Origin of the sequence: Labilithrix sp. (assembly GCA_019637155.1) — a bacterium.
Lineage (GTDB): Bacteria > Myxococcota_A > Polyangia > Polyangiales > Polyangiaceae > Labilithrix.
The window spans coordinates 25,127-50,384 of record JAHBWE010000010.1; the positions used below are offsets into that span (position 1 = coordinate 25,127).

Here is a 25,258-nt window from a genome sequence, read left to right on the forward strand (position 1 = left end):
GGGTGGGGCGTTCTCCGGGCATGTGGATGGCCTGGGTTCGTGGATCGCTCGCGGCGCTCGTGACGCTCGCGCGCAGGCGCCCGCGGGGCGCGGTCGCGCTCGCGGCCGACGACGCGGTCCTCGTCGACGACGGCGCCGACGAGGAGACGCGGCGCGCGGTCGTCGCGGCGTGGCGCGCGTTCGCGAGCGCGCCGGGGCGCGCGGACGAGACGGCGGCGGCGGTGGCGCTCGATCTCTACGAGGCCGTCCTCGCGAAGACGATGCACGCGAAGGTCGCGCGGCGCGTGATCGATCCGTCGCTCCGCGGTGCGATCGAGGCGGCGGCGAGCGAGGCAGGACGGCGGGCCGCGCACCTCGCGTGCGTGCTCGACCGGCTCGTCGAGGAGGGCGGCGCGGCGGCGCGGCAGGCGGCGCGGCTCGCGCTTCGCCTCGGCGCTCGGGCGCGCCGCGACCTCCCCGCCGACGCGCTCGAAGGTGGGTGGGAGCGATGGGGGATCGCCGGGCGTTGCCTCGAGGAAGAGGCGTCGGCGCGCGCGATCGCGGTGGTGGAGCGGCGGGTCGGCTACTCCGACTTCGGCTTCGGCGCGCCCGGTCCGAGCTTCGCGACGTCGCCCTCGGCGAGCTGGCGGAGGATCTCGTCGTAGAGGTAGTCGAAGCGGTCGCGGACCTCTTTGTCCACGCGCTTCTCGAACGTCTGCGTCGCGAGGCCGATGTCCGTGCTCATGCGCGTCCAGAGGTCCTTCGCCTCGCGGCCGGCCTTCACCTCGTCCTCGTGATAGAGCTTGATCTCGCTGACGGAGAGGCGGGCGAGGCGGCGCGCCGCGGCGTGACGCGGGTCGCTCTTCTCGAGCTCCGCGGTCGCCGGGTTCGACGGCTGCATGTACTTCGCCGCGATGCCCGCGGCGGTGGGGGTCGGCGCGGGAGCGGCGGCAGGCGCGGGAGCGGCGGCTGCTGCTGCGGGGGCCGGGGTTGGCGCGGGAGCGGGCGCCGCGGCGGGCTCCGCCTTCTTCGGCGTGGGCGCGCCGGGTCCGAGCTTCGCGACGTCGCCTTCGGCGAGTTGGCGGAGGATCTCGTCGTAGAGGTAGTCGAAGCGGTCGCGGACTTCTTTGTCCACGCGCTTCTCGAACGTCTGCGTCGCGAGCGCGATGTCGGCGGTGAGGCGCGTCCAGAGGTCCTTGTTCTCGCGACCCGCGTTGACCTCGGCCTCGTGATAGAGCTTGATCTCGCTGACGGAGAGGCGGGCGAGGCGGCGCGCCGCGGCGTGACGCGGGTCGTTCTTCTCGAGCTCCGCGGTCTCGGGGTTCGACGGGGCGAGGCGCGCCGCGGCGGTGGCCGTGGGCTTCGGCGCTTCGGCGGCGGGGGGCGGCGCGGCCTTTGGCTCCTCCGGCTTCGGCGTCGGCGCGGGGGCCGGGATCGGCTTCGCGGGCTCGGCGGGCTTGGAGGGCTCGGCGGCGGCGGGCTTGGAGGGCTCGGCGGCGGCGGGCTTGGAGGGCTCGGCGTCCGTCTTGAGCTTCGGCGCGTCGGGGCCGAGCTTCGCGGCGTCGCCTTCCGCGAGCTGGCGGACGATCTCGTCGAGGAGGTAGTCGAAGCGGTCGCGGACCTCGGCGACGACGCGCGACTCGAACGTCTGGCGCGCGAGGCCGATGTCCGTCTGGAGGCGCGTCCAGAGGTCCTTCGCCTCGCGGCCGGCCTTCACCTCGTCCTCGTGATAGAGCTTGATCTCGCTGACGGAGAGGCGGGCGAGGCGGCGCGCCGCGGCGTGACGCGGGTCGTTCTTCTCGAGCTCCGCGGTCGCCGGGTTCGACGGCTGCATGTACTTCGCCGCGATCGCCGCGGCGGCGCCCGTCGCCGCGGGCTTCGCCTCGACGGGGGCGGGCTTCGCCTCGACGGGCGCGGGCGTCGGCGCGGGGGCGGGGGCCGCCGGCTTGGGCTCGGGCTTCGGCTTCGCGTCGTTGAGCGCGGAGAAGTCGTGCTCGCCGCTCGTCGGCTTCGCGGGCGCGACCTTCGCCGTCGTGACCTTCGGCTCGGAGACCCGCGCGGGAGGGGCGACGACGGGCTTCGGCGCGGTCGGGATCTTCGGCTCGGAGACCTTCAGCGCGGGCGGCTTCGGCGGCTCGGGCTTGGGCGGCGGTGCGGGCTTCGACTCGTCGGAATCGAGGTCGTTGATGCTCGAGTAGGAGCGGAGCGGCGTGCGCGGCTTCGCGGGGGCGGCGGGCTTCGACGGCTCGGGCTTGGGCGGCTCGACGGGGGGCGCCGCGAGCGCCGCGGTCTGCTCCTGCCGCGGCTCTTCGGCGACGGGCTTCGGCGGCTCCGGCGGCGGCGAGACGGGGATCGGCGTCGGCGCGGGCTTCGGCGGCTCCACCACCGGGGGCGCCACGGGCGGCGCGTCGAGCGCCGCGGTCTGCTCCTGCGCCGGCTGCGGCGCGGGGAACTGACCGCTCGCGGGCGCCTGCGAGGTCGCGGGGGGCACGGGTGCCTGCGAGGTCGCGGGCGGTGCGGGCGCCTGCGAGGTCGCGGGGGGCACGGGGGCGGTCGACGCCGCAGGCTCCTTCGGTCGCTGCGGTGCGAGCTCGCGGGGCGGCTCGAAACGCGGCGGCTCGGCCTCGGCCGTCTTGCTCTTCGCCCGGACGACGAGGAGGACGACGACGAGGAGGAGGACTACGACAACAGCGGCTACGACGATCGTCGTCGGCATCGCGGCCAGCATATCGCGATCGAACCGGGGGGTGGGAAGCGCGTTTTCCCATGCTACCTTTGGGCCCTGCCGTGTCCGATGATGCGCCCGACCGGTTCCCCGTTCGTGCCGGCGACGTCGTCGGCGGGAAGTACCGCGTCGATCGCATGCTCGGCGTCGGCGGGATGGGGTTCGTCGTCGCGGCGACGCACACGGACCTCGCGCAGCCCGTCGCGCTGAAGTTCATCCTCCCGCAGGCCGTCGCCGGCAACGACGCGGTGGAGCGCTTCCTGCGCGAGGCGCGCTCGATCGCGAAGCTGCGGAGCGAGCACGTCGCGCGCGTCTACGACGTCGGCCGCGACGCCGCCGATCGGCCGTACATGGTGCTCGAGCTCCTCGAGGGCGAGGACCTCGCGCGGCTCAACAAGCAGAAGGGACCGCTGCCGGTAGCGGACGCGATCGAGTACGTCCTCCAGGCGTGCGCCGGGCTCGTCGAGGCGCACGCCGCCGGCATCGTCCATCGCGATCTCAAGCCTCAGAACCTCTTCGTCACGCGGCGCATGAACGGGACGCCGCTCGTGAAGCTGCTCGACTTCGGCATCGCGAAGGCGGTCGGCGCGGCGGCGGTGGGGCAGGTCACGCTCACGGACTCGAAGGCGGTGATCGGCTCGCCGCTCTACATGCCGCCGGAGCAGATGCGCTCGGCGCGCGCGGTGGACGTCCGGAGCGACATCTGGTCGATGGGCGTCATCCTCTACGAGCTCCTCGGCGGGCAGCTGCCGTTCGACGGCGAGACGGTGACGGAGATCTGCGTCCGGGTGGTGAACGACGTCCCGAAGCCGCTCCTCTCGCTCCGGCCGGGGCTCGATCCGAAGCTCTCCGACATCGTGATGCGCTGCCTCGAGAAGCGGCCCGACGCGCGCTGGCAGACGGTGGGCCAGCTCGGCGCGGCGCTCGAGCCGTACGCGCGGAGCTCGCAGCAGAGCGCGGCGAACCGGCCGTGGCAGTCCTTCGACGCGACGATGGACTCGGTCGACGTCGGGAGCGCGTCGAAACCGACGACGCAGCGCATGTTGCACTCGACGCCGCCGCCGGTGCTCGCGTCGACCGACGTCACGTGGGGAGAGCACTCGGACCTGCCGCGCGCGACGGCGCCGCGGAGCAAGTCGTTCGCGACCGGGCTCGTCGTCGGCGCGCTCCTCTCGCTCGGCGCGATCGGCGCCGCGGTCGCGGTCGTCGTCCCGCGGCTCCTGCCGCACGGTCAGGCTCCCGCGGCGTCGCCGCCGCCCGCGCCGTCGGCGGCGCCTTCGCTCGCGTCTTCGCCTGCGTTCGTGCCGCCGCCGGCGCCTTCGTCCTCGCTCAGCGCCGCGCCGGCGTCGAGCGCGGCGCCTTCGGCGACGACGCCGTCGACGAAGCGCAAGCGTCCGCCGGTAGCGCCGGCCTCCGCGCCGTCGCCCGCCTCCGCGCCGTCGCCGTCACCTTCACCTTCGCCCGACCCTCCGGCGTCAGAGGCCCCGAACGGCGCGCCGATCTTGCGTTAAGCTCGCGTCCGTCTTGCGCTGGTCGCTCTTGCCGCTCGTGGCGGCCCTCCTGCTCTTCTCCGGCGTCGCGCGCGCCGACGACGCCGAAGCGCTCATCGCGCGCGGGCTCGAGCTGCGGGAGAAGGGGCGCGACGAGGAGGCGCTCGGCCTGTTCCGGCAGGCGCAGCTGAAGAGCCCGTCGCCGCGCGCGCGGGCGCAGGTCGCGCTCGCGGAGCAGGCGCTCGGGCTCTGGGTCCTCGCGGAGACCGATCTCGTCGCCGCCCTCGCGGCGGAGAGCGATCCGTGGATCGTGAAGAACAAGGGCGCGCTCGAGGGGGCGCTCGTGGTGATCCGGAAGCACGTCGGATCGCTCGAGGTGCGCGGCGCGGAGCGCGCCGACGTGTACATCGACGGGACGAAGATCGGGTCCGGCGCGGGGCCCTACCGCGTCGAGGCGGGGCGGCGCGTGCTCGAGGTCCGCGCGCCGGGCAAGCAGCCCACGTCGCGCGCGGTGGAGCTGCCGCCGGGCGGGACCGCGCGCGAGACGGTCACGCTCGTCGCCGCGCCGGTCGTGCGCGCCGACGCCGCCGCGCCGGGCGTCGCTCCCGGTCCGCGCCACGAAGATCCGGGGCGCGGGCAGCGGCTCCTCGGCTGGGTGTTCGTCGGCGCCGGCGCGGCCGTCCTCGCGACGGGGGGCGCCGCGCTCCTCGTGCGGAAGGCCCACGTCGACGACTACAACGTCTCGTGCCCCGGCGTCGGCGTGGAGCAGTCGCCGGCGTGTCAGGACCAGATCGACTCGGCGCGGACGTGGCTCACCGTCGCGATCGTGACGCTCATCGCCGGCGGCGCCGCGGTCGTCGGCGGCGGCGTCATCATCGGGACCGCGCCCAAGGCGCAGGTGACCGTCGCGTGCGGTCCGCTCGGCTGCGCGGGGACCTTCTGATGGTGCGCCCGGCGCGCGCCGGTCGAGGCGGGCTCGGATCCCACGCCGCGACGCGCGCGCGGATCGCGGGCTCGGACCTGCGCGCGATCGCGACGGGCTCGTTCGTCCCGCGTGGACCTGGGTACGCGCCGGCGCTGCGGCTGCGACGGCGGCTCGTCGCGCTGCGCGGCGGGGAGCACGCGATCGTGCTCGCGTTCGCGTGGAGCGCGGGCGCGGGCGCGGTGCGCATCCGCGTGCTCGCGACCGGCGCGCCCACGAGCGAGGACGTGGAGCGCGCGATCGACGCGGGCCGCCGCATCGCCGCGGTCGACGACGATCCGACGGAGCTCGTGCAGCGGATCCGGAAGCACCCCGTGCTCGGCCCGCTCGCGCACGGCGACGCGCGCATCGCGCAGACGCCCACCGTGTTCGAGAGCTTTGCGATCGGCGTCATCGAGCAGCTCGTCACCGGGGTGGAGGCGCGCGACGCGATCCGGCGCTTGTGGCGCGTCGCGGGCGAGGCGGTCGCGGGGACGAAGCTCGTCGCGGCGCCGTCGGCGAAGGCGGTGCACCGCGTGCCGATGTGGCAGCTGCACGAGATCGGGATCGGGGCTCGTCGCGCGGTCACGCTCCATCGCGGCGCGGGTCGCGGCGCGGCGCTCGAGCGGCTGCGGGACGTCGCGCCGGAGGTCGCGGTCGAGAAGGTGCAGAGCGTGCCTGGGATCGGGCCATGGACCGCGAACCAGATCGCGCGGAGCGGCCTCGGCTGGGCGGACGCGGTGCCGGTCGGCGATTTCTGGGCGCCGTTCACGATCACGGCGGCGCTGAGCGGCGAGGAGCTCCCGCGGACGGCGCCGGCGGAGGCGGACGCGCGCATGCTGGAGCTGCTCGAGCCATTCCGCCCGCACCGCGCGCGCGTCGCGATCTTGCTCGAGCGCCGCGACTTCGAACGCCGAACCTGGCCGCTGCCCCGCGTCGATCCGCATCGCCGCGAGCCGTGGCGCTACTGAAGCGCCGCGCCGGTTCGCTTAGCGGAAGCACTCGATGCGGTAGATTTTCCGGCCGTCGGCGGTGAAGCGGAACGGTGGATCGCATGACGCGCCGTTCTGGGAGGTTGCGTCGGGTGGGGGCTCGCGGACGATGTGGACCGCGCGCGCGCGGAGGGCGGCGGCGGTCTGGCGGTTGTCGACCGCGGTGCGCTTGCGCGAGATCACCTCGGCCTCGCTCACGATCACGTCGGCCTCGAGCTCCTCGGCGTGCGCGACGAGCGTCTCGCGATCGTCGCCCGTCGCCCGGTCGGCGCGCTCGCGCGCGGCCTTCGCGGAGGCGCGCAGGGTGGGGAGCCGCGCGGTGAGCTCGATCGCAGCCTTGTCGTCGTTCGACGCCGCTTCATCGAGGAGCCGAGCACGCGCGAGGAGGTCACGCGCACGAGCGACGGGCGAGTCGAGCGCCGGGCTCGCGGCCGCGTTGGTCGTGGCCGTGGTCGCGCCCGTGCCCCACGTCGCCGCCACCGCCGGTGTGCACGGTCCGTCCGCGAGCGCAGGCGACGCGCAGAAGAGGACAGCGGCAGCGAGGATGGTCGCGAGCTTCATCCCCGCGATCGTACACCCGCACCGCGGAGCCGCAGAAGCAGCCCACGCAGTCGGTCGCGAAGCGTCCGAGCGCGCCGCGGGCAGAAGCGGCCCGAGCGCGCAGCGAGGGCTGGGGTGCCAAATGCGTGGGCGGGCGTGGTTGGCCTGTTGAGCCGTGCGTTGGTGCAGGGGCGCTGCCGAGGTTGTTTGCGTCGCGTTCGTTTGGTTCGGGGGTTGTGGCCGAGAGGGGGCTCTCGCACGGCGTCGTCGCGTTGTCGCGTCATCGTGGCTGGGAGTGGGGTGGTGGACTCGGGGAGGGTGCCTGGGCTGGGACGTGGGCGTGATGTGGAGCGGAAAGGCTGATCCTCGCGACGCCGCATACCCGAGGCGTTGCAGCGGACTGGAGAGTCGTGCGCGCCTAAAAAATCTCCTTGGAGGCGGGGTTTGGGCTGGCCCCTGGCATGGCCCGGTCTGGCCCGGGCCAGGGGTTGCGTGTTGCAAGTGGCGGGAATCATGAGAGGGGGATGCAGGCATGGAACGTTCATGCGGGCGGCGTATGGCGAGCTCGGTGGGCTTCGAGCGCGGTACGATCCTCCTCGAGGGGTCGGCCGCGGGCGTGCGTGGCGCGGTGTGGGATCCGGACGTCGGGCGGCATCGGGCGCCCGCGTATCTGTTCGGTGAGGTGGCTGCGCGCGCGGACGCGGACGGTGATGCGCTCGCGGGCGACCTCCGCGCGGCGTGGACGGCGAAGCCACGGTCGATCGAGGCGCTGCGGCTGCGTGACTACCAGGCAGATGCGCTCGCGCGATGGTACGCGCACGAGCGGCGCGGGATCGTCGCGCTCCCGACCGGCGCGGGGAAGACGCGCGTCGCGCTCGCGGCGATCTTCGAGCTCGGGGTCCCTGCGCTCGTCCTCGTGCCGACGCGCGCGCTCCTCGCGGAGTGGGCGCACGCGCTCGCGGCGGCGCTGAAGGAGCCGATCGGGATCGTCGGGGACGGCGAGAACACGATCCAGCGCGTCACCGTGATGACCTTCGAGAGCGGGTTTCGGCGGCTCGATCTCGCCGGCGCGAGCTTCGGGTTGCTCGTCGTCGACGAGGTGCACCACTTCGGGAGCGGCGCTCGCGTCGAGGCGCTCGAAGCGTGCGCTGCGCCGGCGCGGCTCGGGCTCTCGGCGACGGCGCCGCCGCCGCGGAGCGAGGCGGCGCTGCGGCTGTCCGAGCTGGTGGGGCCGGTCGTGATCGAGGTCCCGGTCGAGGAGCTCGCCGGCACGCACCTCGCGCCCTTCGACGTCGTCTGCATCCCGATGGTGCTCTGCGTCGACGAGCGCTGGACGTTCGGGCTCCGGTCTCCGCGCGTCGTGCCGTTCAGCGGCGCGATCGACCCTTGGGCGCTGCGCGCGGCCGCGCGACGAGCGGCCGGCTCGAGCGAGGACGCGGCTTGACCCGCACCTCCTCTACCTCTTCGACGCCGCTCTCGTCGTCGACGCGCACGTCGGGCCGCAGCCCCTCGAGGACGGGGAGGTGGGCGGTCTCGATCGTGACCGCGCCGGGCCGGAGCACGAGCGCGCGCGCGGTGTCGCTCGCGAGCTCCTCCGGATCGATACCGAGCGTGAAGGGGAGGGTGACGCGCTTCTTCTTCGGCGCCTCGCCGGCGCGGAGCGACGCGAGCACCTTCGCGTCGACCTTCGCGCCGGTCGCGTGGGCGACGAGGAGGTAGAGCTCCGCGTTCGCGGAGACGCCGTCGACGACGAGGCGCCAGGTCTTCTTCGTCGCGGGATCGCGGACCTCGAACACCGCGTCGTCGAGGATGGAGAGCGCTTGGAGGAGCGCGCCGACCTCGCCGACGGCGTCGGAGAGCTCCCACGCCGCCTCGGCGAGGCTCGCGTCCTTGCGCGCCTTCGCGCGGACCTCCTTCGATCGCGCGAGGCACGCGACGGCGGTGAGGCAGCGCGCGCTCATCGACTTCCAGGCCGCGGCTTCGCCGGGCATGAGGACGGCGACGACCGCGCCGTGGGAGCCGAGCGCGGACGCGAGGTCCTCGCTCCCGGCCGCGTTCGTGACCGCGTGCGCGAACGCCGTCGCTTGTTCGAGCGTGGCGGCGAGGCCCTTCTCGGTCGCGGGCCACGCCGCCTCGGGAGGCGCGCCGCCCTCGACCATCGCGCCGAGCGCGAGGGCGAGGACCTGCTCGCCGCGGCCCTTCGCCTTCATGAGCGCCGCGGCGACTGCCTTGACCGCGGCGAGCTGCGCGCCTTCGCGCGCGCCGTCGAACGCCTCGAGCACCGCCTCGACTTTGGGGCGAAGCTCCTTCGGATCGACGTCCTTGGTCGCGGCGCCGGTGAGGTTCTTCACCGCGAGCTTCAGATCGGCCATGGCGCGAATACATCGCGACCTCGCCTCGCGGGCAATGACTCAATCGCGGCCTCCGGTCGCCGCTCCAACTGGCCCCTGGCCTGGCCCGGTCTGGCCCGGGCCAGGGAGAGCGCGTCGCAACCGATGGAGATCGCTCGCGCGCGTCGACGGCACGGCGCGTGGTTGTCGGGACCTCATGCGCCTCCTCGTCCTCGTCGTCATGCTCGTCGTCGCCGCGCTCGCGTGCGGTGATGCTCCCGCCTCCGCGCCCGTCAGCACGCCCGCCTTCGAGCGGCGCGCCACGGAGCCTGCGCCGCCGCGCCTCGACGACGCGGAGGACGGAGCCAGCGACGACGGGCAGCCGGTGACGATCGCGGGCCGCCTCGTCGATCAGCGCGGGGCGCCCATCGCCGGGAGACGCTTCCGCACGCGCGGCGCGGACGGCGACCGCCGCGACGACGTCACGCGGAGCGACGGACGCATCGCGCTCGAGGGCGTCGTCCCGCCGTACGATCTGCTCGTCCGCGGCGGCGCGGAGACGGGGCCGACGTTGTACCTCGGCGTCACGCGCGCGGACCCCGTCGTCGCGCTCTTCGAGGCGGCGGCGGAGCCCGTGCCCGCGCAGACGGTCGTCGTCGGAGTGCTCGCGCCGCCGTGCGACGAGGAGCGGTGCGTCGTCGACGTCGTCACCACGTCGGCGCACGGCGGCGGAGCCATGAGCGCGCTCTCGGAGCCGAACGCGGACGGTGACGCGGTCGCGATCCTCGAGGTGCCCCACTTCTGGGATGCGCGGCCCGGCGCCGACGAGCCGATCGCCGTGCACGTGCTCGTGCGCGACGGCGAGGCGCGGAGCTTCTCGTACGTGCGTCGCGAGGGCGCCGCGCTCGCCGCGCCGGGTGAGCGCCGCGACGCCGGGATGCTGCGGGCGCGCGCGGTCGCCGCGAGCGAGCGGCTGCGGGCGAGCGCGGGGGCGGAGGGCGTCGCGCCCGAGGCGCGGTGGGGCGCGACGGCGTCGATCGCGATCGACGGCGCACGGTTCCTCCTCGCGGCGGCGCCGTCGCCTGCGGTCACGACGCGCGTCCCGCTCCTCGAAGGCGCGCGGTGGCGCGCGATGATCGAAGCGACGAGCGCCGGTCGCTCGGCGATCGCGTGGTCGGGCGCGCGCGGTCCCGCCGATGCGGACGTCCGCCTCGTGTTGCCCGCGCTCCCGCGGGACGTCGCGGTGGAGGACGGGCGCCTGCGCTGGTCCGCCGGCGGCGGCGCGCTCGCGTCGATCGACGTCCTCGACGTCGGGCGCCGGCGCTTCTGCTGCCGCCTCGTCACGAACGAGACCGACCTCGCGCTCGCCCGCCTCGAGCACCTCGGCCTGCCGCCGCTCGCGGAGGGAGCGCACGAGCTCGTCGTCCGCATCACGCCGGATCGCTCGCTCGACGCCGCGCTCGCCGCGGAGCTCGAGGAGCCCGGCGGCTCCTCGTACGCCCGCGTGAGCTTCGACGTGCGGTAGCTTCTACGGGCTCGCGCGCGGGCCCGAGGGGTCCTCTGTTAGAAAGGGTCGATGCGCCGGCTCCTCGTGCTCCTCGTCGTCGCGGCGTGCCGCGAGACGGCGCCCGCGCCGACGCCCGACGCCGGCGTGCCGGCGCCGTCGGCGCGCCGGGAGGCGGGGGCGATCGCGGACGCGCTGCCGCTCGATCCCGCGTGCGACGGGCCGAGCCTCTCGCTGCTCGAGGCGGCGCGCGATCGACGCTGCGCGGTCGGCGACGCGGAGTGGAACGCGCTCCGTGAAGCCCCCGGCCTCGCGCAGGAGGCGCGGCGCGACGGGGCGCACGTCGTCTTCTCGATCGTGAACCGCGGGACCGCGCCCGTCCTCGTCCCGATCCGCTTCGACGATCGCGCGCCCGAGCGCGTGTTCACCGCCGTCGCGCAGGTCGAGGGCGACGCGGCGGGGCTCTTCGCGTTGCCGCCGCCCGCGCCGGAGCTCCGCGCGAGCGACGCCGGCGTGTATGTGTATACTGCACGCATTCGGCTGCCGCCCGGAGGTCGGGCGTCGGTCCGGCTCGCGATCCAGCTCCGCGCGGTGGAGCGGCTCGACCGGCGCGGCGACGGCGGGCTCGCGCTCGAAGGGCCCGTCATCCTCCACCTCGGGCAGGCGTTTTCGCCGGTCTCGGCGGGCGATCCGGCGCAGGTCCGATGGGGCGCGGTTCGGTAAGCGGTTCCTGATGCGCGCGGGAAATTTGGCCGATCGACGGCGTTTCCAAGAGGGTGGGTGGGAGGTTTCAGCATGGCTACCCACCCCCTGTTCGGACTCGTCCTCGGCACCGTCCTCGCGGCCTCCGCCCTCGTCGTCAGCCCCGGCATCGCGCACGCGGAAGCGCCGGCGCGCGTCGTCGCGACGAGCTCGGATCCGCGCGGCGTCACCTTCACGATGGAGCTCGCCGGCGCGCCGAACGCGGCCGCGCCCACCGTCCTCGTCTTCGTGCCGCGCCATCACCGTCCCGCCGCCAACGGGCAGGTCGGGTTCATCGTGCACTTCCACGGTCACAACACGACCGCGGAGCGCGCGATCGCGGCGCACCGGCTCCGCGAGCAGCTCGACGACAGCAAGCAGAACGCGATCCTCGTCGTGCCGCAGCTCGCGGTGATGGCGGCGGACTCGTCGGCGGGGCGCCACGAGACGCCCGGCACCTTCTCGAAGATGCTCACCGACGTGCTCGCGGGGCTCGATCGCGCCGAGGTGCGACGCGAGCTCGGCGCCTCCGCGACGCCGGCGGCCGCCACCGTCGGACGCGTCGTCGTCTCCGCGCACTCGGGCGGCTACCACGCGGCCGCGTGCGCGATCAAACACGGCGGCGTCGCGATCCAGGAGGTCTACCTCTTCGACGCCCTCTACGCCGACACCGACGTCTTCCGTGACTGGGTCGTCCGCGGCCGCGGCAAGCCGATGGGCTCGCGCCACAAGCTCGTCTCGTACTTCACCGCGGGGAGCACCGAGACGAACACGCAGCGGCTCTTCGCGGACCTCGAGAAGGCGGGCGTCGCGGTCGTGCGCGAGAACGTCGAGGGGAGCCTCTCGCGCGCGGACCTCACCCACGCGGAGGCCGTCAGCATCCGCACGTCGACGACGCACGGGACGGTGACGAACGAGCTGAACAGCCTCCGCGATTGCCTCTACGCCTCCGCGCTGCGCCGCCGGCTCCGCACCTCGTGGTTCGACGCGAAGCACGGCGCGCGCCCGCTCGAGCGACGGCGCTGAGCTACGGGCCGGCCACGCAGAGGCCGTCGACGCACTGGCCCGCGCCGCACGAGACGCCGCAGGCGCCGCAGTTGAGCGGATCGGTCTTGAGCGACGCCTCGCAGCCGTCGGTGACGTCGTTGTTGCAGCTCGCGAAGCCCTCGCCGCACGTGAACCCGCACGTGTCGTTCGCGCACGTCGCGACGCCGTTGGCCGGGACCGGGCACACCGTGCAGGCCGGGCCGCAGGCGGCGGGATCCGTCTTCGGGACGCAGGCGCCGTTGCAGGTGTTGAAGTCGGGCTGACACGTGAAGCCGCAGAGACCGCCCGTGCACGTCGCGGTCCCGTTCGGGACGTCGGGGCACCTCTGGTTGCACCCGCCGCAGTGGTTCACGCTCCCGAGCGGCGAGACGCACTCCGTCCCGCAGAGGAGCGGCGCGGCGGGGGTGCAGCCCGTCCCGCACTGGAACGAGTCGGCTTGCGGCGCGCAGACCGGCGTCGCGGCGGGGCACACCGCGTTGCAGCTCCCGCAGCTGGCCGCCTTCGAGAGGTCCGTCTCGCAGCCGTCCGCGGGGTCGCCGTTGCAATCGGCGAAGCCCTTGTCGCACGTGTCGACCGCGCACGCGGCGCCGGCGCAGGCCGCGGCGCCGTGGGCGATCTGGCAGGGCGCGCAGCCCGCCGCGCCGCAGCCGTAGGCCGGATCGTTCAGCGCCGCGCAGGAGCCGCCGCATTCGTGGGTCCCGGCCGCGCAGCCTTGCGGACCCGGCGGGATCGGAGCCTGGACGACGGGCGGCGTCGTGGGCGGAGCGCCGGCGTCGGGGCCGGACGGCTGGTTCTGCTCGACGGTCGGGGTCGCGGTCTCCTGCCGGAGGCGCGCCGGATCGTTGTCGAGGATCGCGTTGCAGCCGGCGACCGCGCCGGCGAGGAGGAGGGAACGAACGAAGAGCTTCACGGCAAGACACCCTGGAGAGAGAGGCCCGCGCCGTTGATCGCGACCTGCGGGACGGGGCGGATCGACTTCGCGATCGACGCCGCCTCGCGCTTCGGCGGGTTCTTCGGAGCGGTGAGGACGAGGACGACGCCGCCGAGGAGCGCGCCGGCGCCGGCGATCGTCGTGATGGTCGAGACGTCGCCGCTGCGGATCGCGGCGTTGCGGTCGCGCAGGCCCTCCGCGTTGCAGAGGTCGCCGGCGCAGTTGTCGTTGGAGCTCTGGCCCTTCGCGTACGAGTGGATGCCGAACCCCGCGCCGACGCCGAGGCTCGCGACGCCGAGGCCGGCGACGATCCAGCCGACGTTGCGCTGGGTCGATCCGCGGCTCTCGATGATCGGCTCGGGGAACGACATCGCGGTCGTCGTCGTCGTGCTCGCCGGCTCCTGCTTCTCCTGCTTCTCCTGCTTTTCCTGATTAGGCGGCGGTGTGATCGGCGGGGGCGCGACCGCGGCGACCGCCGCGTCCGGGAGCTCCTTCGGTACGTTGACCTTCGCCTGCTTGCCCTCGGTCAAGGTGACGGTGCTCTCCCAGGGCTGCTTGCCGGTCGCGGTCGCGGTGACCTTGTGCGTCCCGGGATCGACCGGGACGGCGGTGTTCCACGCGGCGGCGCCGATGACGGTGCCGTCGCGCTTCACCTCCATCGACGCGGGCGCGCCGGCGGGGACCTCGATCGTGAGCTTCGGGAGCCGCGGCTCGAGCGCCTTCGCGCGATCGCGCGCGACCTTCTCGCGATCGGCCTGCTTCGCGGAGCGCGCCGCCGACGCGACGCTGATGAAGCCGGACCACGCCGTCGCGAGCTTCCCGATCTTCTCGTTGCAGTCGGCGAGGTTGAACTCGGTGCCGATGCCGTAGTCGAGGCGGAGGCTCTCCTCGAGCTTCGGGCACGCGATCCCGAACTTGTTCTCCTTCATGAGCTGGCGCGCCTCGTAGAAGAGCGCCTGCGCGGCGGCGGAGTCGTCGGCGGCACGCGCCGGGGAGCCGTACGCGAGGGCGGTCGCGGCGGCGGCGGACAAGACGAAACGCTTCATTTCCGTTCCTCGAACAACGACTGATCGTCCGCGCGCTTCGGAGGAGGCCTCCACGGCGGAGGCGCGGGCTCCGGCGCGGAGGGTTTGGTCGTGTGGGTTGGAGCGGGGGGTCCGAACGGCTCGGCGGGGGGCTCGACCGGCGGGAGGGGGGCGCTCGTGAGCGTCGGGGGGAGGGCGGCGGGCGAGTCGAAGCGGTCGGCGAGCGGCTTCGCGCCGAGGCCGACGCCGACGAGGAGGATCGCGGCGGCGCCGAGGGCGAGCGTTCGCCGGCGATGGCGCGTCGTCTGCGACGGCGTCGCGCGCTCGCGGATGTGCGAGGAGCTCGGGGTGCTGCCTGCGCTCGGATCGACCGGGTCTGGCGCGGCGCTGCCTTGGCCGCGCGCGCGTGTCGCGCCCAGCACGCGGGCGATCGCGCTCGCGCGCATCGGAGCGCGCTCGTCGCCGAGCGGCGCGAGCGCCGCCGCGAGCTCCGCGACGTCGGCGAACCGTTCGTTCGGATCGGCCGCGAGGCAGCGGAGGATCACGGCGTCGAGCGCCTCCGGCACGTCGGCCCGCGCGGCGGACGGGAGCTTCGGCGCCGCGCGCACGGCGGCGGCGTAGATGTCCATCAGCGACTCGCCGTCGAACGGCGCGTCGCCGACGAGCATCTCGTAGAGGATCGCGCCGAGGCCCCAGATGTCGGAGCGCGAGTCGACCGCCGCGGCCGACTCCATCTGCTCCGGCGGCATGTAGCGGGGCGAGCCCATCACGACCTCGGGGCTCGTGAGCGCGATCGCGTCCTTCGGCGAGAGCGGCGCGTCGATGCGCGAGATGCCGAAGTCGATCAGCTTGAGGCACGGCATCCCGTCGGCGCCGCGCGTCACGAAGAGGTTCGCGGGCTTCAGGTCGCGGTGGACGATGCCGAGGCCGTGGACCTCGGCGAGCGCCTCGCATGCCTGCAGCGCGTAGTCGATCGCGTCCGCGACGGAGAGCGCCTTCCCGTTCTCGAGTGCCTTCCCGTCCTCGAGCATCTCGGAGAGGTCCTTGCCTTCGAGGAGCTCCATGACGAGGTACGGCGCGCCGCGGTCGGTCGTCCCGACGTCGAAGACGCGCACGACGTGCTCGCTCTTGAGGCGCGTCGCCGCGCGCGCCTCGCGCATGAAGCGGAGGGCGATGCCGGGGAGCTCGCGCACGGCGGGGGAGACGACCTTGAGGGCGACGGGGCGATCGAGCCCCTCGTGCATCGCGCGATAGACGGAGGCCATTCCGCCGCCGCCGAGGCAATGCTCGACGCGGTAGCGGCCGCCGACGAGCTCGCCCTCGCGAAGGAGCGGAGAATTGTCGCCGCTCGTCTCGATCGCCGGTTCCGCAGCCATGCCGCGAGGACCCGATGCGAACGCCGATCCATCGCGCTTCTCCACGAAAACACGAGCATTGCCCCGCGCCTGCTCGCGCTATGCGCCACCATCCCGCCACAACGCGCGCCCGCGCGCGGTTCCCGCCGTCGTTACGGTGGGGTCTTGGTCACGACTTCCGGTTTGTGGGTCACGACGATGTGGCCGTGGCTCTTGTTGTCGGGGTAGCCGTAGCGGAAGCTGATCGGCTTCGCCGTCTTGAACGCCTCGTGGAACGCCGTCGCGTCGGCGTTGTTCACGGTGCCGAACGGCTCCGGCCACTCGTACTGGCCGTAGAAGTCCTGCACGAAGCCGTACTTCTTCGCGATGCGCGGGGGCACGCCGGTCGTGTCGGAGATCATCCACTCCGTGTGCGTCATCAGGTAGTCGCGGATGACGGAGAAGCCCGCGTCGTCCCAGAGGAGGTGGCTCGCCGCCTTCGTCATCGTCGAGACCGGCTTGCCCTTCGACTCGAGGAACTTGATGAGGCCCGGTCTGCCGCCGACGCTCGCGTTGGAGAGGTCGTGCGCGACGTGGCGGAGGATGCGGACCTTGCCGCTCGTGTCGCCGACCTTGCGGAAGCGGATCTCCGCGTTCGCGAACGGGCCCTCGCGGCCCTGGTTCTTGTTCTTCGCGATGTCCTCGTCGGTCAGCCACTTGAGCGTGCCGTCGGAGTTGAACGCGAAGTAGCGGTACGACGTGGGCTCGTAGCCGTGGATGACGAGCGCCGCCATCGTGTACGCCGCCTCGCCCGGGACCGCGCCGCGCGTCTCGATGTCGAGGTTGATCGTGCGCGAGTGCGCCTTGAGGAACAGCTTGCCGAGGTGATCGCGGAGCTGCGCGAGCTCCTGCGTGAGGCGCCTGTTGTCGGCCTTGTCGATCGCGCGGATGTCGCCCGCGATCTCGAGCGACACGGTCGTGATGTCGGTCGCGTCGGGGTACGTCGCGAGCGCGCTCACGAGGTCGCCGCCGCCGAACGGGTAGACGAGCGTGGTCGGCAGGTTCTCGGGACGGAGCTTCGCGAGGAAGGGGCCCGCCACGTCGAGCCACTCCTTCTTGTACTCGGCGTACGCCCCGGTCAGCATCCCGCAGTGCGTGTCGACGATCTGCTTGTCGACGTGCGGCGGGATGAAGTCGTCGCTCCCGCCGCAGCCCGCGACGCGGAAGGCGCCTTGCACCTGCTTCGTGAAGAGCGTGCCCTCGAGCGGCTCCTCCGCCGCGCCCGCGTCGGCCTCGGCGACGACCTCCGCCGCGTCGGTGTCGCTCGCGTCGGTCGCGGTGACGATCGGCGGCGGCGGGGGGCTCGACTCCGTGCTCGTCGGCTTCTGCGTCCCCTGCGCCGGGTCCGGCGGCTGCGAACGGCACGCGCTCGCGAGGAGGAGGAGCGTCATCGCCGGCAAGAGGTGGGACCGCATGCCACGCAACTCTAGTTCATGCTCCCGCCGCCACGCCAACTCCACGCTCGCGCTTCATGGCGGGATGGTGACGGCGTCGCCCGCTCAGCTTCGCCGGCGGCCGTCGAACCAGCGCTCGACCGCGGCGCGGTGCTCGTCGCTCGACCACGTCTCGACGAAGAGCTCGCGTTCTCGCGCGCGGAGCTCGGTGGTCTCGGCGCGGAGGAGCTTCTTCGTCGCGGCGATCGCGGTGGACGGGGCCTTCGCGATCTCGTCCGCCCACTCTCGCGCCGCCGCGACGGCGTCGTCCTCGACGCGGTCGACGAGCCCCATCGTCTTCGCCTTCTTCGCGCTCACCTCCTGCGCGGTGAAGAGGAGGCGCGCGGCGGCGCCCGCGCCGACGAGCTCGCGCAGGCGGCCGGCGGTGCCCCACGACGTCGTGACGCCCATGCGCACCTGCTTGAACGCGATCCGCGCGGTGGGCGCCGCGATGCGGAGGTCGCACGCGACGGCGAGCTCGGCGCCGCCGCCGATCGCGGGGCCGTTCAGCGCCGCGATCACGGGGAAGGGGGCGCGCGCGATCGCGGTCGTCAACGCGTAGCCTTTGTCGCTGAGCATCTCGGCGTCGGCGCGTGAGTCTTTGCCGCGCAGCTCGCGGAGGTCGCCGCCGGAGACGAAGGTGTCACCCGCGCCGGTGATGATCGCGACGCGCGCGGTGCCCATCCCGCGGATCGCGTCGGTGAGGTCCGCGATCGTGGTGAGGTCGAGCGCGTTCTTCGCCTCCGGACGATCGATCGTCCAGACGACGGCGGCGCCGACCATGTCCGCGCGCAGCATGCTCAGCTCGACGCGCGAGCGCGCTTCGGCGGGATCGTCCGCGCGAGCTCGATCGGGCGCATCCGCTTCAGCCGCTGCTCCGCGTCCATGATCGGGTCGCGGCCGCGCCGCTTCTTCCGGCGCGCGAGGAACTTCTCCGCGTGCGCGACGATCGCGCCCGCGACGTCGATGCCGCTCGTCCGCTCGATGCCCTCGAGGCCGGGCGAGCTGTTGATCTCGAGGATCTTCGGGCCGTCCTTGCCCTCGAGCATGTCGACGCCGGCGACCTCGAGGCCCATCACCTTCGCCGCCGCGATCGCGGCCTGGCGGTACTCCTTCTTCAGGTCGACGCGGACGCCGAGGCCGCCGCGGTGGAGGTTCGAGCGGAACTCGCCCTTCTTCGCCTGGCGCCGCATCGCGGCGATGACGCGGCCGCCGACGACGATCGCGCGGTAGTCCCGCCCCTTCGACTCGGAGATGTACTCCTGCAGGATGATGTCCTGCCCCATCGCCCAGAGCGTCTCGAGCAAGGAGGTCGCGGCCTGCGCGGTGTCGGCGATCATCGTGCCGATCCCCTGCGTGCCCTGGTGGAGCTTCACGATCGCGGGCGTGCCGCCGATGAAGCCGAGCGCGGCGTCGACCGAGTCGGGCGTGCGCGCGCAGACCGTCTTCGGGACGTCGATGTCCTTCTTCGTGAGCAGCTGCATCGCGCGCAGCTTGTCGCGCGACCGCGCGATCGCGATCGCGTTGTTGAGGACCGGGATCCCCATCATGTCGAACTGACGCACGACCGCGAGCCCGTAGTTCGTGATCGACGCGCCGATGCGCGGGAGCACGAGGTCGACCGGAGGCAGGAGGCGGTCGCCGAGGAACATCGCCGGGCGGCCGCGCGAGATCACGATCTGGAAGTGGAGCGGGTCCGCGACGGAGACCTCGTGACCGCGCGAGCGCGCCGCGAGGACGAGCCGGCTCGTCGAATAGAGACTCGCGTTTCGAGACAGGACGAGGAGCCGCATTGCGATGGGAGGTCGGAGCGTAGGGAGGCCGTTCTTGGGCGTCTACGTTCGAATTGGCGGCTTGATGCTATGCGCTAAAATGCACGTAATATCAATTTGATATGTGCGATATTGCAACTGCGTTCGAGGTCTGCGTGCGGGTCGGCCGGGTCCGCGGCCAGGCCGCGAGCGCCGCGAGGACCACCAGCGCCGCCACCCTCAGGACCACGTGCTCGCGTCGCGTCATCACGACCGGCGAGCGATGCATCGGCCATACCCTCCGTCCGCGCGCGGGTTTCGCGGACGCGCGCGTTCGCGCTCGTATCCAGACGGCCACGCCGCGCGTGCGCGTGGACGCGATCGTCATGCTCGAGGTGGGCACCGGCGGCGGGGGCTGGTACGAAGGAGGGCGTGCCGGCGACGGAGCAGAAGGGTCCGAAGGGCGGGGAAGAGCGCGACGACGTCGAGCTCGATCTGCCCTCGCTCGACGGCGAGGAAGAGCACGAAGCGGCGGACGAAGACCACGACCTCCCGGACACGCGCGAGGACGACGGCGATCCGTTCGACGACGCCACGTTCGGCGCGGCGGCGGGAGAGGAAGAGCTCGCGACGGCGGGGAGCGGCGAAGGCGGCTGGCTCGAGGACGCGGAGGGCCACGCGGGCCTCGACATCGGCGCGATCGACGTCGCGATCCAGCCCGAGGGCAAGGTGCTCGAGGAAGACGACGTGGATCCGCGCGCGGGCCTCGACGACCTCATCCAGGGCGACGAGGTCTACGTCGCCGACGGCGGCGAAGAAGGACCGCTCGCCGAGGACGAGGAGCTGCGCGAGGAGGACCTCCCCGCGCTCGACGCCGACGAGGACGGAGAGGTGCCCGACGACGCGCTCTTCGATCGCTCCGCGATCGGCGGCGACGACGAGCTCCGGTGGGCCGACCGCGCGTGGGCGCAGGCGCGCGAGTCTTCGCTCGCGGTCGCGGTCGACGACGAGAGCGGCATGATCGCGGTCCCCGGCGACGACGCCGACGACAAGGCGCGCGACGCCGCGTGGCGGCTCCTCGACGAGACGGGGCGCGTGATGGCCGCCACCTACGTGCCGGGCGGCGCGGTCGTGCTCGCGCTCGCGTCGCCCGATCGCGCTCGCGCGTTCCTCGTCCGGGTCCAGCCGGACGGGGAGCAGCGCATCATCGCGGAGGTCGATCCGCGGAGCGAGGACGACGGCTCGTCCTGTGTCGTCACGGGCATGCGCTGGGACGCGACGCGCGGATGTCTCGTCGTCGCGGGGAGCTTCGGCGTCCACGCGTATCGGCCGGCCTGATGGCGATCGTGGTCCAGAAGTACGGCGGCTCCTCCGTCGCCGACGTCGCGAAGATCGCGCACGTCGCCGATCGCGTCGTCGCGGCGAGGCGCGCGGGGCACGACGTCGTCGTCGTGGTGAGCGCGATGGGCAAGACGACCGACGAGCTCGTCGCGCTCGCGCGCCGCTCGGCCGCCCTCGGCGTCACGACGGAGGCGGAGCCTCCGCGGCGTGAGCTCGACATGCTCGTCTCCACCGGCGAGCGCGTCACGATGGCGCTCCTCTCGATCGCGATCCAGGCGCGCGGGCTCGAGGCGATCAGCTTCACCGGCAGCCAGTCGGGGATCTTCACGAACGACCGTCACTTCGACGCGCGCATCATCGAGGTGCGGCCTCACCGCATCGAAGACGAGCTCGCGCGCGGCAAGGTCGTCATCGTCGCGGGCTACCAGGGCATGAGCTACAAGCGCGAGATCACGACGCTGGGGCGCGGCGGCTCGGACACGACCGCGGTCGCGCTCGCGGCGGCGCTCGGCGCGGAGCGGTGCGAGATCTACAGCGACGTCGACGGCGTCTACTCCGCCGATCCGCGCGTCGTCGCGGACGCGCGGCACCTGCCGGAGATCGACCTCGCGCTCCTCGCCGAGATGGCGGAGGCGGGCGCGAAGGTGCTGAACGCGCAGGCGGTCGAGTGGGCGCGGCGCAACAAGGTCGCGATCGTCGCGCGGCGCACGGCCGATCCGGTCGACGGCCCTTACCGCGAGACGGTCGCGCGCGACCTCGCGTCCACCGACGAGGGGCGGAACGTGCGCGCGGTCGCGGCCACGGAGAACGTGATGATCGCGCGCACGACGACGTTCGGTCCGCTGCTCGCCGCGCTCACGAAGCTCGAGCTCGCGACCGGCGACACGGTGCTCGTCGACGACGCCGCGCTCGTGCACGTGCCGCTCCTCAACGTGCCCGACTGGTCCCGTTGCGCGCGCGAGATCGAGCGCCTCTGCGACGGCAACGTGACGTTCACCGGCCCGCACGCGGTCGTCACCGTCGCCGGCTACGGCCTCACCGGCGTCGGCGGCACCCTCGCGCGCGTGCTCGCGCTCCTCGACGCGCCGCCGCTCGCCCTCGTCGCCGCTCCGCTCCGCATCTCCGCGACGATCGACCCCGCCCGCTCCGGCGCCACCCAACGCGCCCTCCACACGCTCGCATCGCCTCCCGCCGCCATCCCATAGCCCGCGCCGAAGGGGCGAGCATCGGCGAGCAGCGGAGGATGCGGGCGTCTTCGCCCGCGTCCTACGGCTGCGAGCGGGGTGCAGGGGCGAAGCCCCTGCGTTGAAGAGATAAGGCGGGGTCGGCGGGGCCGACGATGATGACGAGGGCGCGGACCATGAGGCGGGCCTCGCGTGCGAGCGCGGCGTCGTTCGTGGCTTCGGCGCGCGCGAGGAGGCGGCGCCAGATCGCGAGCTGCGCGGGGGCGAGGCCGTCCTCGCCGTACCACGCGGCGACTTGTTTCCACGCGGCGACCTCGTCCTCCGCGCCGGCGACGAGGTCCTCGATCGCCTCGTTCGTCGCGCGGAGGCCGCGGCGCACCATCGCCCGCGCGACGCGGGCGGCGCGCAGCTGCGGGAGCCGGTCGAGCGCGACGGTGTACACGCGCTCGGCCTCGTGGAGATCGCCGCGCCGCGCGCGGAGCGAGCCGAGGCCGAGGTACGCCTCCGCGCACGAAGGGTCGAGCGACAGCGCGTCCATGTAGCGGCGCAGCGCGAGGTCGTCCTGATGGCTCGCCTCGTACGACCGCGCGATCTGCACGAGGTCGAGCGCGCTCGACGCGGACGCGGGCCCGGCGCCGAGCGCGAGGACGAAGAACACCGCCGCTGCCGCCGCGCGCACGTCATCAGGATAGCGCGATGTACCTCGACCTGAAGGCGCGTGCTCCTCGCTGCCCTCACTGCCCTGCGATGTTGCTTCGCCGGCAGATCTCGCTCGCGCGGCACGCCCGGATCTGCGCGCCCTCGCCGGTGCGGGCGCTGCAGTCGGCGTCGCGGATCGCGAGGAGACACTCCTCGAGCCCCGCGCGCGCGCGCGCCGGATCGCACGGCCATTGATCGATCGACGCGCGGAGCGCATACCGCGAGTCGGCGAAGCACGCCTCCTCGCGGAGGAGCTTCGTCTCTCCGTCCCCGAGCGCGCACGATCGCTCGTGGCGGCAGTGGGCCCGCGCGAGGCGGTCGCCGAGCTCAGCGCGCACCCCGATCGCGGGCGGCTCGGTCTGCGGCGGCAGGTTCGTCACACGGGGGCCGCCCGGCGTGCCGCTGTGAATCGTGGCCGTGCCGGTGGGCATCCCGTCGTCGTGCTTGCACGCCCCGACGAGACCGAGCACGACCAAGCCGAAGCAGAGAACCGGACGTCGCATGGGCTTCCCACATGCAGCGCCCGGGCCAGCGAACGGCGCGCCAGGGGTAGAATGCCGCGTGTGCGGATCGGGCTCGGCTGCATGCGGCTCGAAGAGGACGCCGTCGTCGCGGCGGCGATCGCGCGCGGCGTCGTGTGGCTCGACACCGCGCGCGCCTACGAGGGGAGCGAAGAGCGGATCGCGCGCGTGCTGAGCTCGCTCGCGCCGCCCGATCGGGAGCGGGTCCGCGTCGTCACGAAGGTCGGGATGTCGCGGCCGGGCGGCGCGTGGGTCGCGGACGGGCGCGCGCGGACGATCCTCGAGCAGGCGCGCGCGAGCGTCGGCGCGCTCGGGCGCCCGCCGGAGGTCCTCATGCTCCACGCGCCCGATCCGCGCGTGCCCCTCGCGACGAGCGTGCGCGCGCTCGTCCGCGCGAAGGAGGAGGGCCTCGCGCGCTCGATCGGGCTCTCGAATCCGAGCCGCCGCGACCTCGACGAGCTGCCGAGCGACGCGCCGATCCGCGCGATCGAGGTCGCGCTCGGGCCGAAGCACGACGCCGCCGCGCGCGCCGGGATGATCGCGTGGTGCCGCGCGCGCGACGCGACGTTGTTCGCGCACTCGCCGCTCGGCGGCGTCGCGCACGCGCCGCGGCTCGCGCGCGATCAGGTCCTCGCCGCGGTCGCCGCGCGGCGCGGCGCGACGGCGGCGCAGGTGATGCTCGCTTACCTCCTCGCGCTCGACGATCGCGTCGTCGTCCTCCCCGGCGCGCGGCGGGTGGAGACCGCGGCCGGCGCGGCCTTCGCGGGCGAGCTCACGCTCACGGAGGAGGACCTCGCCGCGCTCGACGAGCGCTTCCCGAAGCTCGGTCGCCGCCCGCCCGCGCCGCCGGTGGAGCCCGTGGCCGAGGTCGCGATCGTGATGGGGATCGCGGGGGCGGGGAAGTCCACGCTCGCCGAGCGGTGGGACGGCTGGGAGCGCCTCAACCGCGACACGCTCGGCGGGAGCCTCGCCGGGATCGCGAAGCGCCTCGAGGCGCGGCTCGCGGCAGGGGCGACGCGCGTCGTCCTCGACAACACGTACCTCACGCGATCGGCGCGGAGCGAGGTCGTGCGCGTCGCGCATCGCGCCGGCGCGTCGGTGCGGTGCGTGCACCTCGACGTCTCGCTCGCCGACGCGCGCATCAACGTCGCGACGCGGATGCTCGAGCGTCACGGCGCGCTCCTCGGCGGGCGCGAGCTCGCCGCGCGCGCACGGGAGGACCCGGGGCTCCTCTTGCCCGCGCCGCTCGCGCGGATGGAGCGCCAGCTCGAGCGGCCGGCGGAAGACGAGGGCTTCACCTCGATCGAGACGATCGCGTTCGCGCGGACTCACGCCGGCGCGACGGGCGGCGTCGTGATCGGCCTCGACGACGACGTCACGCGCGCGCCGGCGGAGGGGCCGCTCCTCGTCCTCGGCTGGCGTCCCGGCGCGGACGAGGCGTGGTGCGCGTCGACGCTCGAGCGCATCCGGAGCGCGGTGCCGGGGCGGGAGGTGGAGCTCGGCGTGTGCACGCACGCCGACGGGCCGCCGTCGTGCTGGTGCCGTCCGCCGCTGCCCGGGCTCTGGCTCGCGTTCGCGCGACGACGCGGGCTCGATCCGCGCGCGAGCACGTTCGTCGTGTCGACGGCGAGCCACCGCACGATGGCGACGGAGCTCGGGCTGCGCGTCGTGTAGCGGCGGTCCTCCGGCGCGGGCATTTCGAGTATCCTCCCGCCGACGATGGCGTTCTCGGAGCGGGTCGCGGGGCTGTTCGGCGTATCGGCCGAGACGCTCGCGCGCTTCGCGGGCACGGCCGCGCTCCTCGTCGCGTGGATGCTCGTCGGCCGGCTCACGCGCCGCGTGATCGCGCGCACGGTGGACGACTCGGCGTCGCGCTTCCAGATGACGCGCGTGGCGGGCTACGTCGTCGGCCTCGCGACGACGATCCTGATCGCGCGGATCTGGACGCAGGGCATCGCCGGCGTCGCGACGTACCTCGGCCTCCTCTCCGCCGGCCTCGCGATCGCGCTCCAGGATCCGCTCGCGAACATCGCGGGCTGGCTCTACATCATCGTTCGCCGTCCGTTCCGCGTCGGCGATCGCATCGAGGTCGGCAAGGACCGCGGCGACGTCATCGACATCCGCCCGTTCCGCTTCCTCGTGCTCGAGGTCGGCAACTGGGTCCACGCGGACCAGAGCACGGGGCGCGTCCTCCACATCCCGAACGGCTCGGTCTTCAAGCACACGATCGCGAACTACGACGAGGCGTTCGGGTACATCTGGAACGAGATGGAGCTCACGATCACGTTCGAGAGCGACTGGCGCGCGGCGAAGAAGGCGCTCGAGGGGATCCTCGAGGAGAAGGCGGAGAAGCTCGACGCGCAGGTGCGACAGCGCATCGACGCGGCGGCGCAGCTGCGGCACATCAAGTTCCCGAAGCCGACCCCGGTCGTGTGGACGAGCGTGGTCGAGAACGGCGTCCGCCTGACGATGCGGTACCTGTGCCAGCCGCGCGCGCGGCGCAACTCCACGGCCGCGATCTGGGAGTCGGTGCTCGACGCGTTCGGATCGCTCCCGAACGTCGCCTTCGCGTACCCGACCACACGTCGCTTCGACAACATCGCCGAAGGGAAAGCGGGGGCGCGCGCCGTCCTGCCGCCGAACGTCCCGCCCTCTCCCACGCGCGACTGA

General features: G+C 73.7%; 23 protein-coding genes. 12 read left to right on the plus strand and 11 right to left on the minus strand.

The window, feature by feature from the left end:
* The first annotated feature begins 26 nt into the window (after positions 1-26).
* Entirely contained in the window at positions 27-644 is a 618-nt protein-coding gene (locus KF837_21620) for a hypothetical protein (GenBank protein ID MBX3229934.1), read from the plus strand.
* On the opposite strand, the gene KF837_21625 is transcribed toward KF837_21620, so the two are convergent.
* Complete coding sequence (locus tag KF837_21625) at positions 563-2,695, minus strand: hypothetical protein (GenBank protein ID MBX3229935.1); 2,133 nt, start codon at positions 2,693-2,695, stop codon at positions 563-565. The two genes, KF837_21620 and KF837_21625, sit on opposite strands and share 82 nt — an antisense overlap.
* Before the next feature lie 71 nt (positions 2,696-2,766).
* Between KF837_21625 and KF837_21630 the strand changes: the two genes are divergently transcribed.
* From KF837_21630 to KF837_21640, 3 genes are read left to right on the plus strand one after another with little or no spacing between them, the layout of a single operon-like run.
* On the plus strand, positions 2,767-4,215 hold the full coding sequence (locus KF837_21630; protein ID MBX3229936.1) for a serine/threonine protein kinase: 1,449 nt from the start codon (positions 2,767-2,769) through the stop codon (positions 4,213-4,215).
* Between the two features lie 13 nt (positions 4,216-4,228).
* The gene (locus KF837_21635) at positions 4,229-5,137 is read left to right on the plus strand and encodes a hypothetical protein (GenBank protein MBX3229937.1); all 909 of its coding nucleotides are present in this window, start codon (positions 4,229-4,231) and stop codon (positions 5,135-5,137) included.
* Positions 5,137-6,126, plus strand: coding sequence for a hypothetical protein (locus KF837_21640; GenBank protein MBX3229938.1), 990 nt, complete (start codon positions 5,137-5,139; stop codon positions 6,124-6,126). The genes KF837_21635 and KF837_21640 overlap by 1 nt, the downstream gene beginning before the upstream one ends.
* 18 nt (positions 6,127-6,144) lie before the next feature.
* Here KF837_21640 and KF837_21645 read toward each other — a convergent pair whose 3' ends face one another.
* The gene (locus KF837_21645; GenBank protein MBX3229939.1) at positions 6,145-6,708 is read right to left on the minus strand and encodes a hypothetical protein; all 564 of its coding nucleotides are present in this window, start codon (positions 6,706-6,708) and stop codon (positions 6,145-6,147) included.
* 535 nt (positions 6,709-7,243) lie between these two features.
* On the opposite strand from KF837_21645, the gene KF837_21650 reads away from it, so the two are divergent.
* Entirely contained in the window at positions 7,244-8,131 is an 888-nt protein-coding gene (locus KF837_21650; GenBank protein MBX3229940.1) for a DEAD/DEAH box helicase family protein, read from the plus strand.
* Here the strand turns inward: KF837_21650 and KF837_21655 are convergent.
* Entirely contained in the window at positions 8,055-9,059 is a 1,005-nt protein-coding gene (locus KF837_21655; protein ID MBX3229941.1) for a hypothetical protein, read from the minus strand. The two genes, KF837_21650 and KF837_21655, sit on opposite strands and share 77 nt — an antisense overlap.
* Before the next feature lie 175 nt (positions 9,060-9,234).
* Between KF837_21655 and KF837_21660 the strand changes: the two genes are divergently transcribed.
* From KF837_21660 to KF837_21670, 3 genes are all read left to right on the plus strand, one after another.
* Positions 9,235-10,542: a hypothetical protein gene (locus KF837_21660; protein MBX3229942.1), complete on the plus strand. Its 1,308-nt coding sequence runs from the start codon at positions 9,235-9,237 to the stop codon at positions 10,540-10,542.
* A gap of 51 nt (positions 10,543-10,593) precedes the next feature.
* Entirely contained in the window at positions 10,594-11,244 is a 651-nt protein-coding gene (locus tag KF837_21665; protein ID MBX3229943.1) for a hypothetical protein, read from the plus strand.
* Positions 11,245-11,316: 72 nt separating this feature from the next.
* Entirely contained in the window at positions 11,317-12,288 is a 972-nt protein-coding gene (locus tag KF837_21670) for a hypothetical protein (protein MBX3229944.1), read from the plus strand.
* Between the two features lies 1 nt (position 12,289).
* Here KF837_21670 and KF837_21675 read toward each other — a convergent pair whose 3' ends face one another.
* The 6 genes from KF837_21675 to KF837_21700 all read right to left on the minus strand — a co-directional run bounded on the left by KF837_21675 (position 12,290) and on the right by KF837_21700 (position 18,885).
* On the minus strand, positions 12,290-13,219 hold the full coding sequence (locus KF837_21675; GenBank protein ID MBX3229945.1) for a hypothetical protein: 930 nt from the start codon (positions 13,217-13,219) through the stop codon (positions 12,290-12,292).
* Positions 13,216-14,286, minus strand: coding sequence for a hypothetical protein (locus KF837_21680; protein MBX3229946.1), 1,071 nt, complete (start codon positions 14,284-14,286; stop codon positions 13,216-13,218). Before KF837_21680 ends, KF837_21675 begins: the two co-directional genes overlap by 4 nt.
* Complete coding sequence (locus KF837_21685; protein ID MBX3229947.1) at positions 14,283-15,641, minus strand: serine/threonine protein kinase; 1,359 nt, start codon at positions 15,639-15,641, stop codon at positions 14,283-14,285. Before KF837_21685 ends, KF837_21680 begins: the two co-directional genes overlap by 4 nt.
* A 131-nt stretch (positions 15,642-15,772) precedes the next feature.
* Positions 15,773-17,074, minus strand: a complete 1,302-nt coding sequence (locus KF837_21690; GenBank protein ID MBX3229948.1) for a hypothetical protein — start codon at positions 17,072-17,074, stop codon at positions 15,773-15,775.
* Positions 17,075-17,158: 84 nt separating this feature from the next.
* Positions 17,159-17,890 carry an enoyl-CoA hydratase/isomerase family protein gene (locus KF837_21695; protein ID MBX3229949.1) on the minus strand — a complete coding sequence of 244 codons (732 nt, stop codon included), beginning with the start codon at positions 17,888-17,890 and terminating at the stop codon, positions 17,159-17,161.
* Positions 17,891-17,892: 2 nt separating this feature from the next.
* Positions 17,893-18,885 carry a RimK family alpha-L-glutamate ligase gene (locus tag KF837_21700; GenBank protein ID MBX3229950.1) on the minus strand — a complete coding sequence of 331 codons (993 nt, stop codon included), beginning with the start codon at positions 18,883-18,885 and terminating at the stop codon, positions 17,893-17,895.
* 390 nt (positions 18,886-19,275) lie between these two features.
* Between KF837_21700 and KF837_21705 the strand changes: the two genes are divergently transcribed.
* Both KF837_21705 and KF837_21710 read left to right on the plus strand, forming a co-directional pair.
* Positions 19,276-20,181, plus strand: a complete 906-nt coding sequence (locus KF837_21705; protein MBX3229951.1) for a hypothetical protein — start codon at positions 19,276-19,278, stop codon at positions 20,179-20,181.
* Positions 20,181-21,389: an aspartate kinase gene (locus KF837_21710; protein ID MBX3229952.1), complete on the plus strand. Its 1,209-nt coding sequence runs from the start codon at positions 20,181-20,183 to the stop codon at positions 21,387-21,389. Before KF837_21705 ends, KF837_21710 begins: the two co-directional genes overlap by 1 nt.
* Before the next feature lie 61 nt (positions 21,390-21,450).
* On the opposite strand, the gene KF837_21715 is transcribed toward KF837_21710, so the two are convergent.
* Together KF837_21715 and KF837_21720 are read right to left on the minus strand one after the other, a co-directional pair.
* The gene (locus KF837_21715; GenBank protein ID MBX3229953.1) at positions 21,451-22,047 is read right to left on the minus strand and encodes a hypothetical protein; all 597 of its coding nucleotides are present in this window, start codon (positions 22,045-22,047) and stop codon (positions 21,451-21,453) included.
* A gap of 55 nt (positions 22,048-22,102) precedes the next feature.
* On the minus strand, positions 22,103-22,570 hold the full coding sequence (locus tag KF837_21720) for a hypothetical protein (GenBank protein MBX3229954.1): 468 nt from the start codon (positions 22,568-22,570) through the stop codon (positions 22,103-22,105).
* 60 nt (positions 22,571-22,630) lie between these two features.
* Between KF837_21720 and KF837_21725 the strand changes: the two genes are divergently transcribed.
* Both KF837_21725 and KF837_21730 read left to right on the plus strand, forming a co-directional pair.
* Complete coding sequence (locus KF837_21725; protein MBX3229955.1) at positions 22,631-24,262, plus strand: aldo/keto reductase; 1,632 nt, start codon at positions 22,631-22,633, stop codon at positions 24,260-24,262.
* A 45-nt stretch (positions 24,263-24,307) separates the two neighbouring features.
* Positions 24,308-25,258 carry a mechanosensitive ion channel family protein gene (locus KF837_21730; protein MBX3229956.1) on the plus strand — a complete coding sequence of 317 codons (951 nt, stop codon included), beginning with the start codon at positions 24,308-24,310 and terminating at the stop codon, positions 25,256-25,258.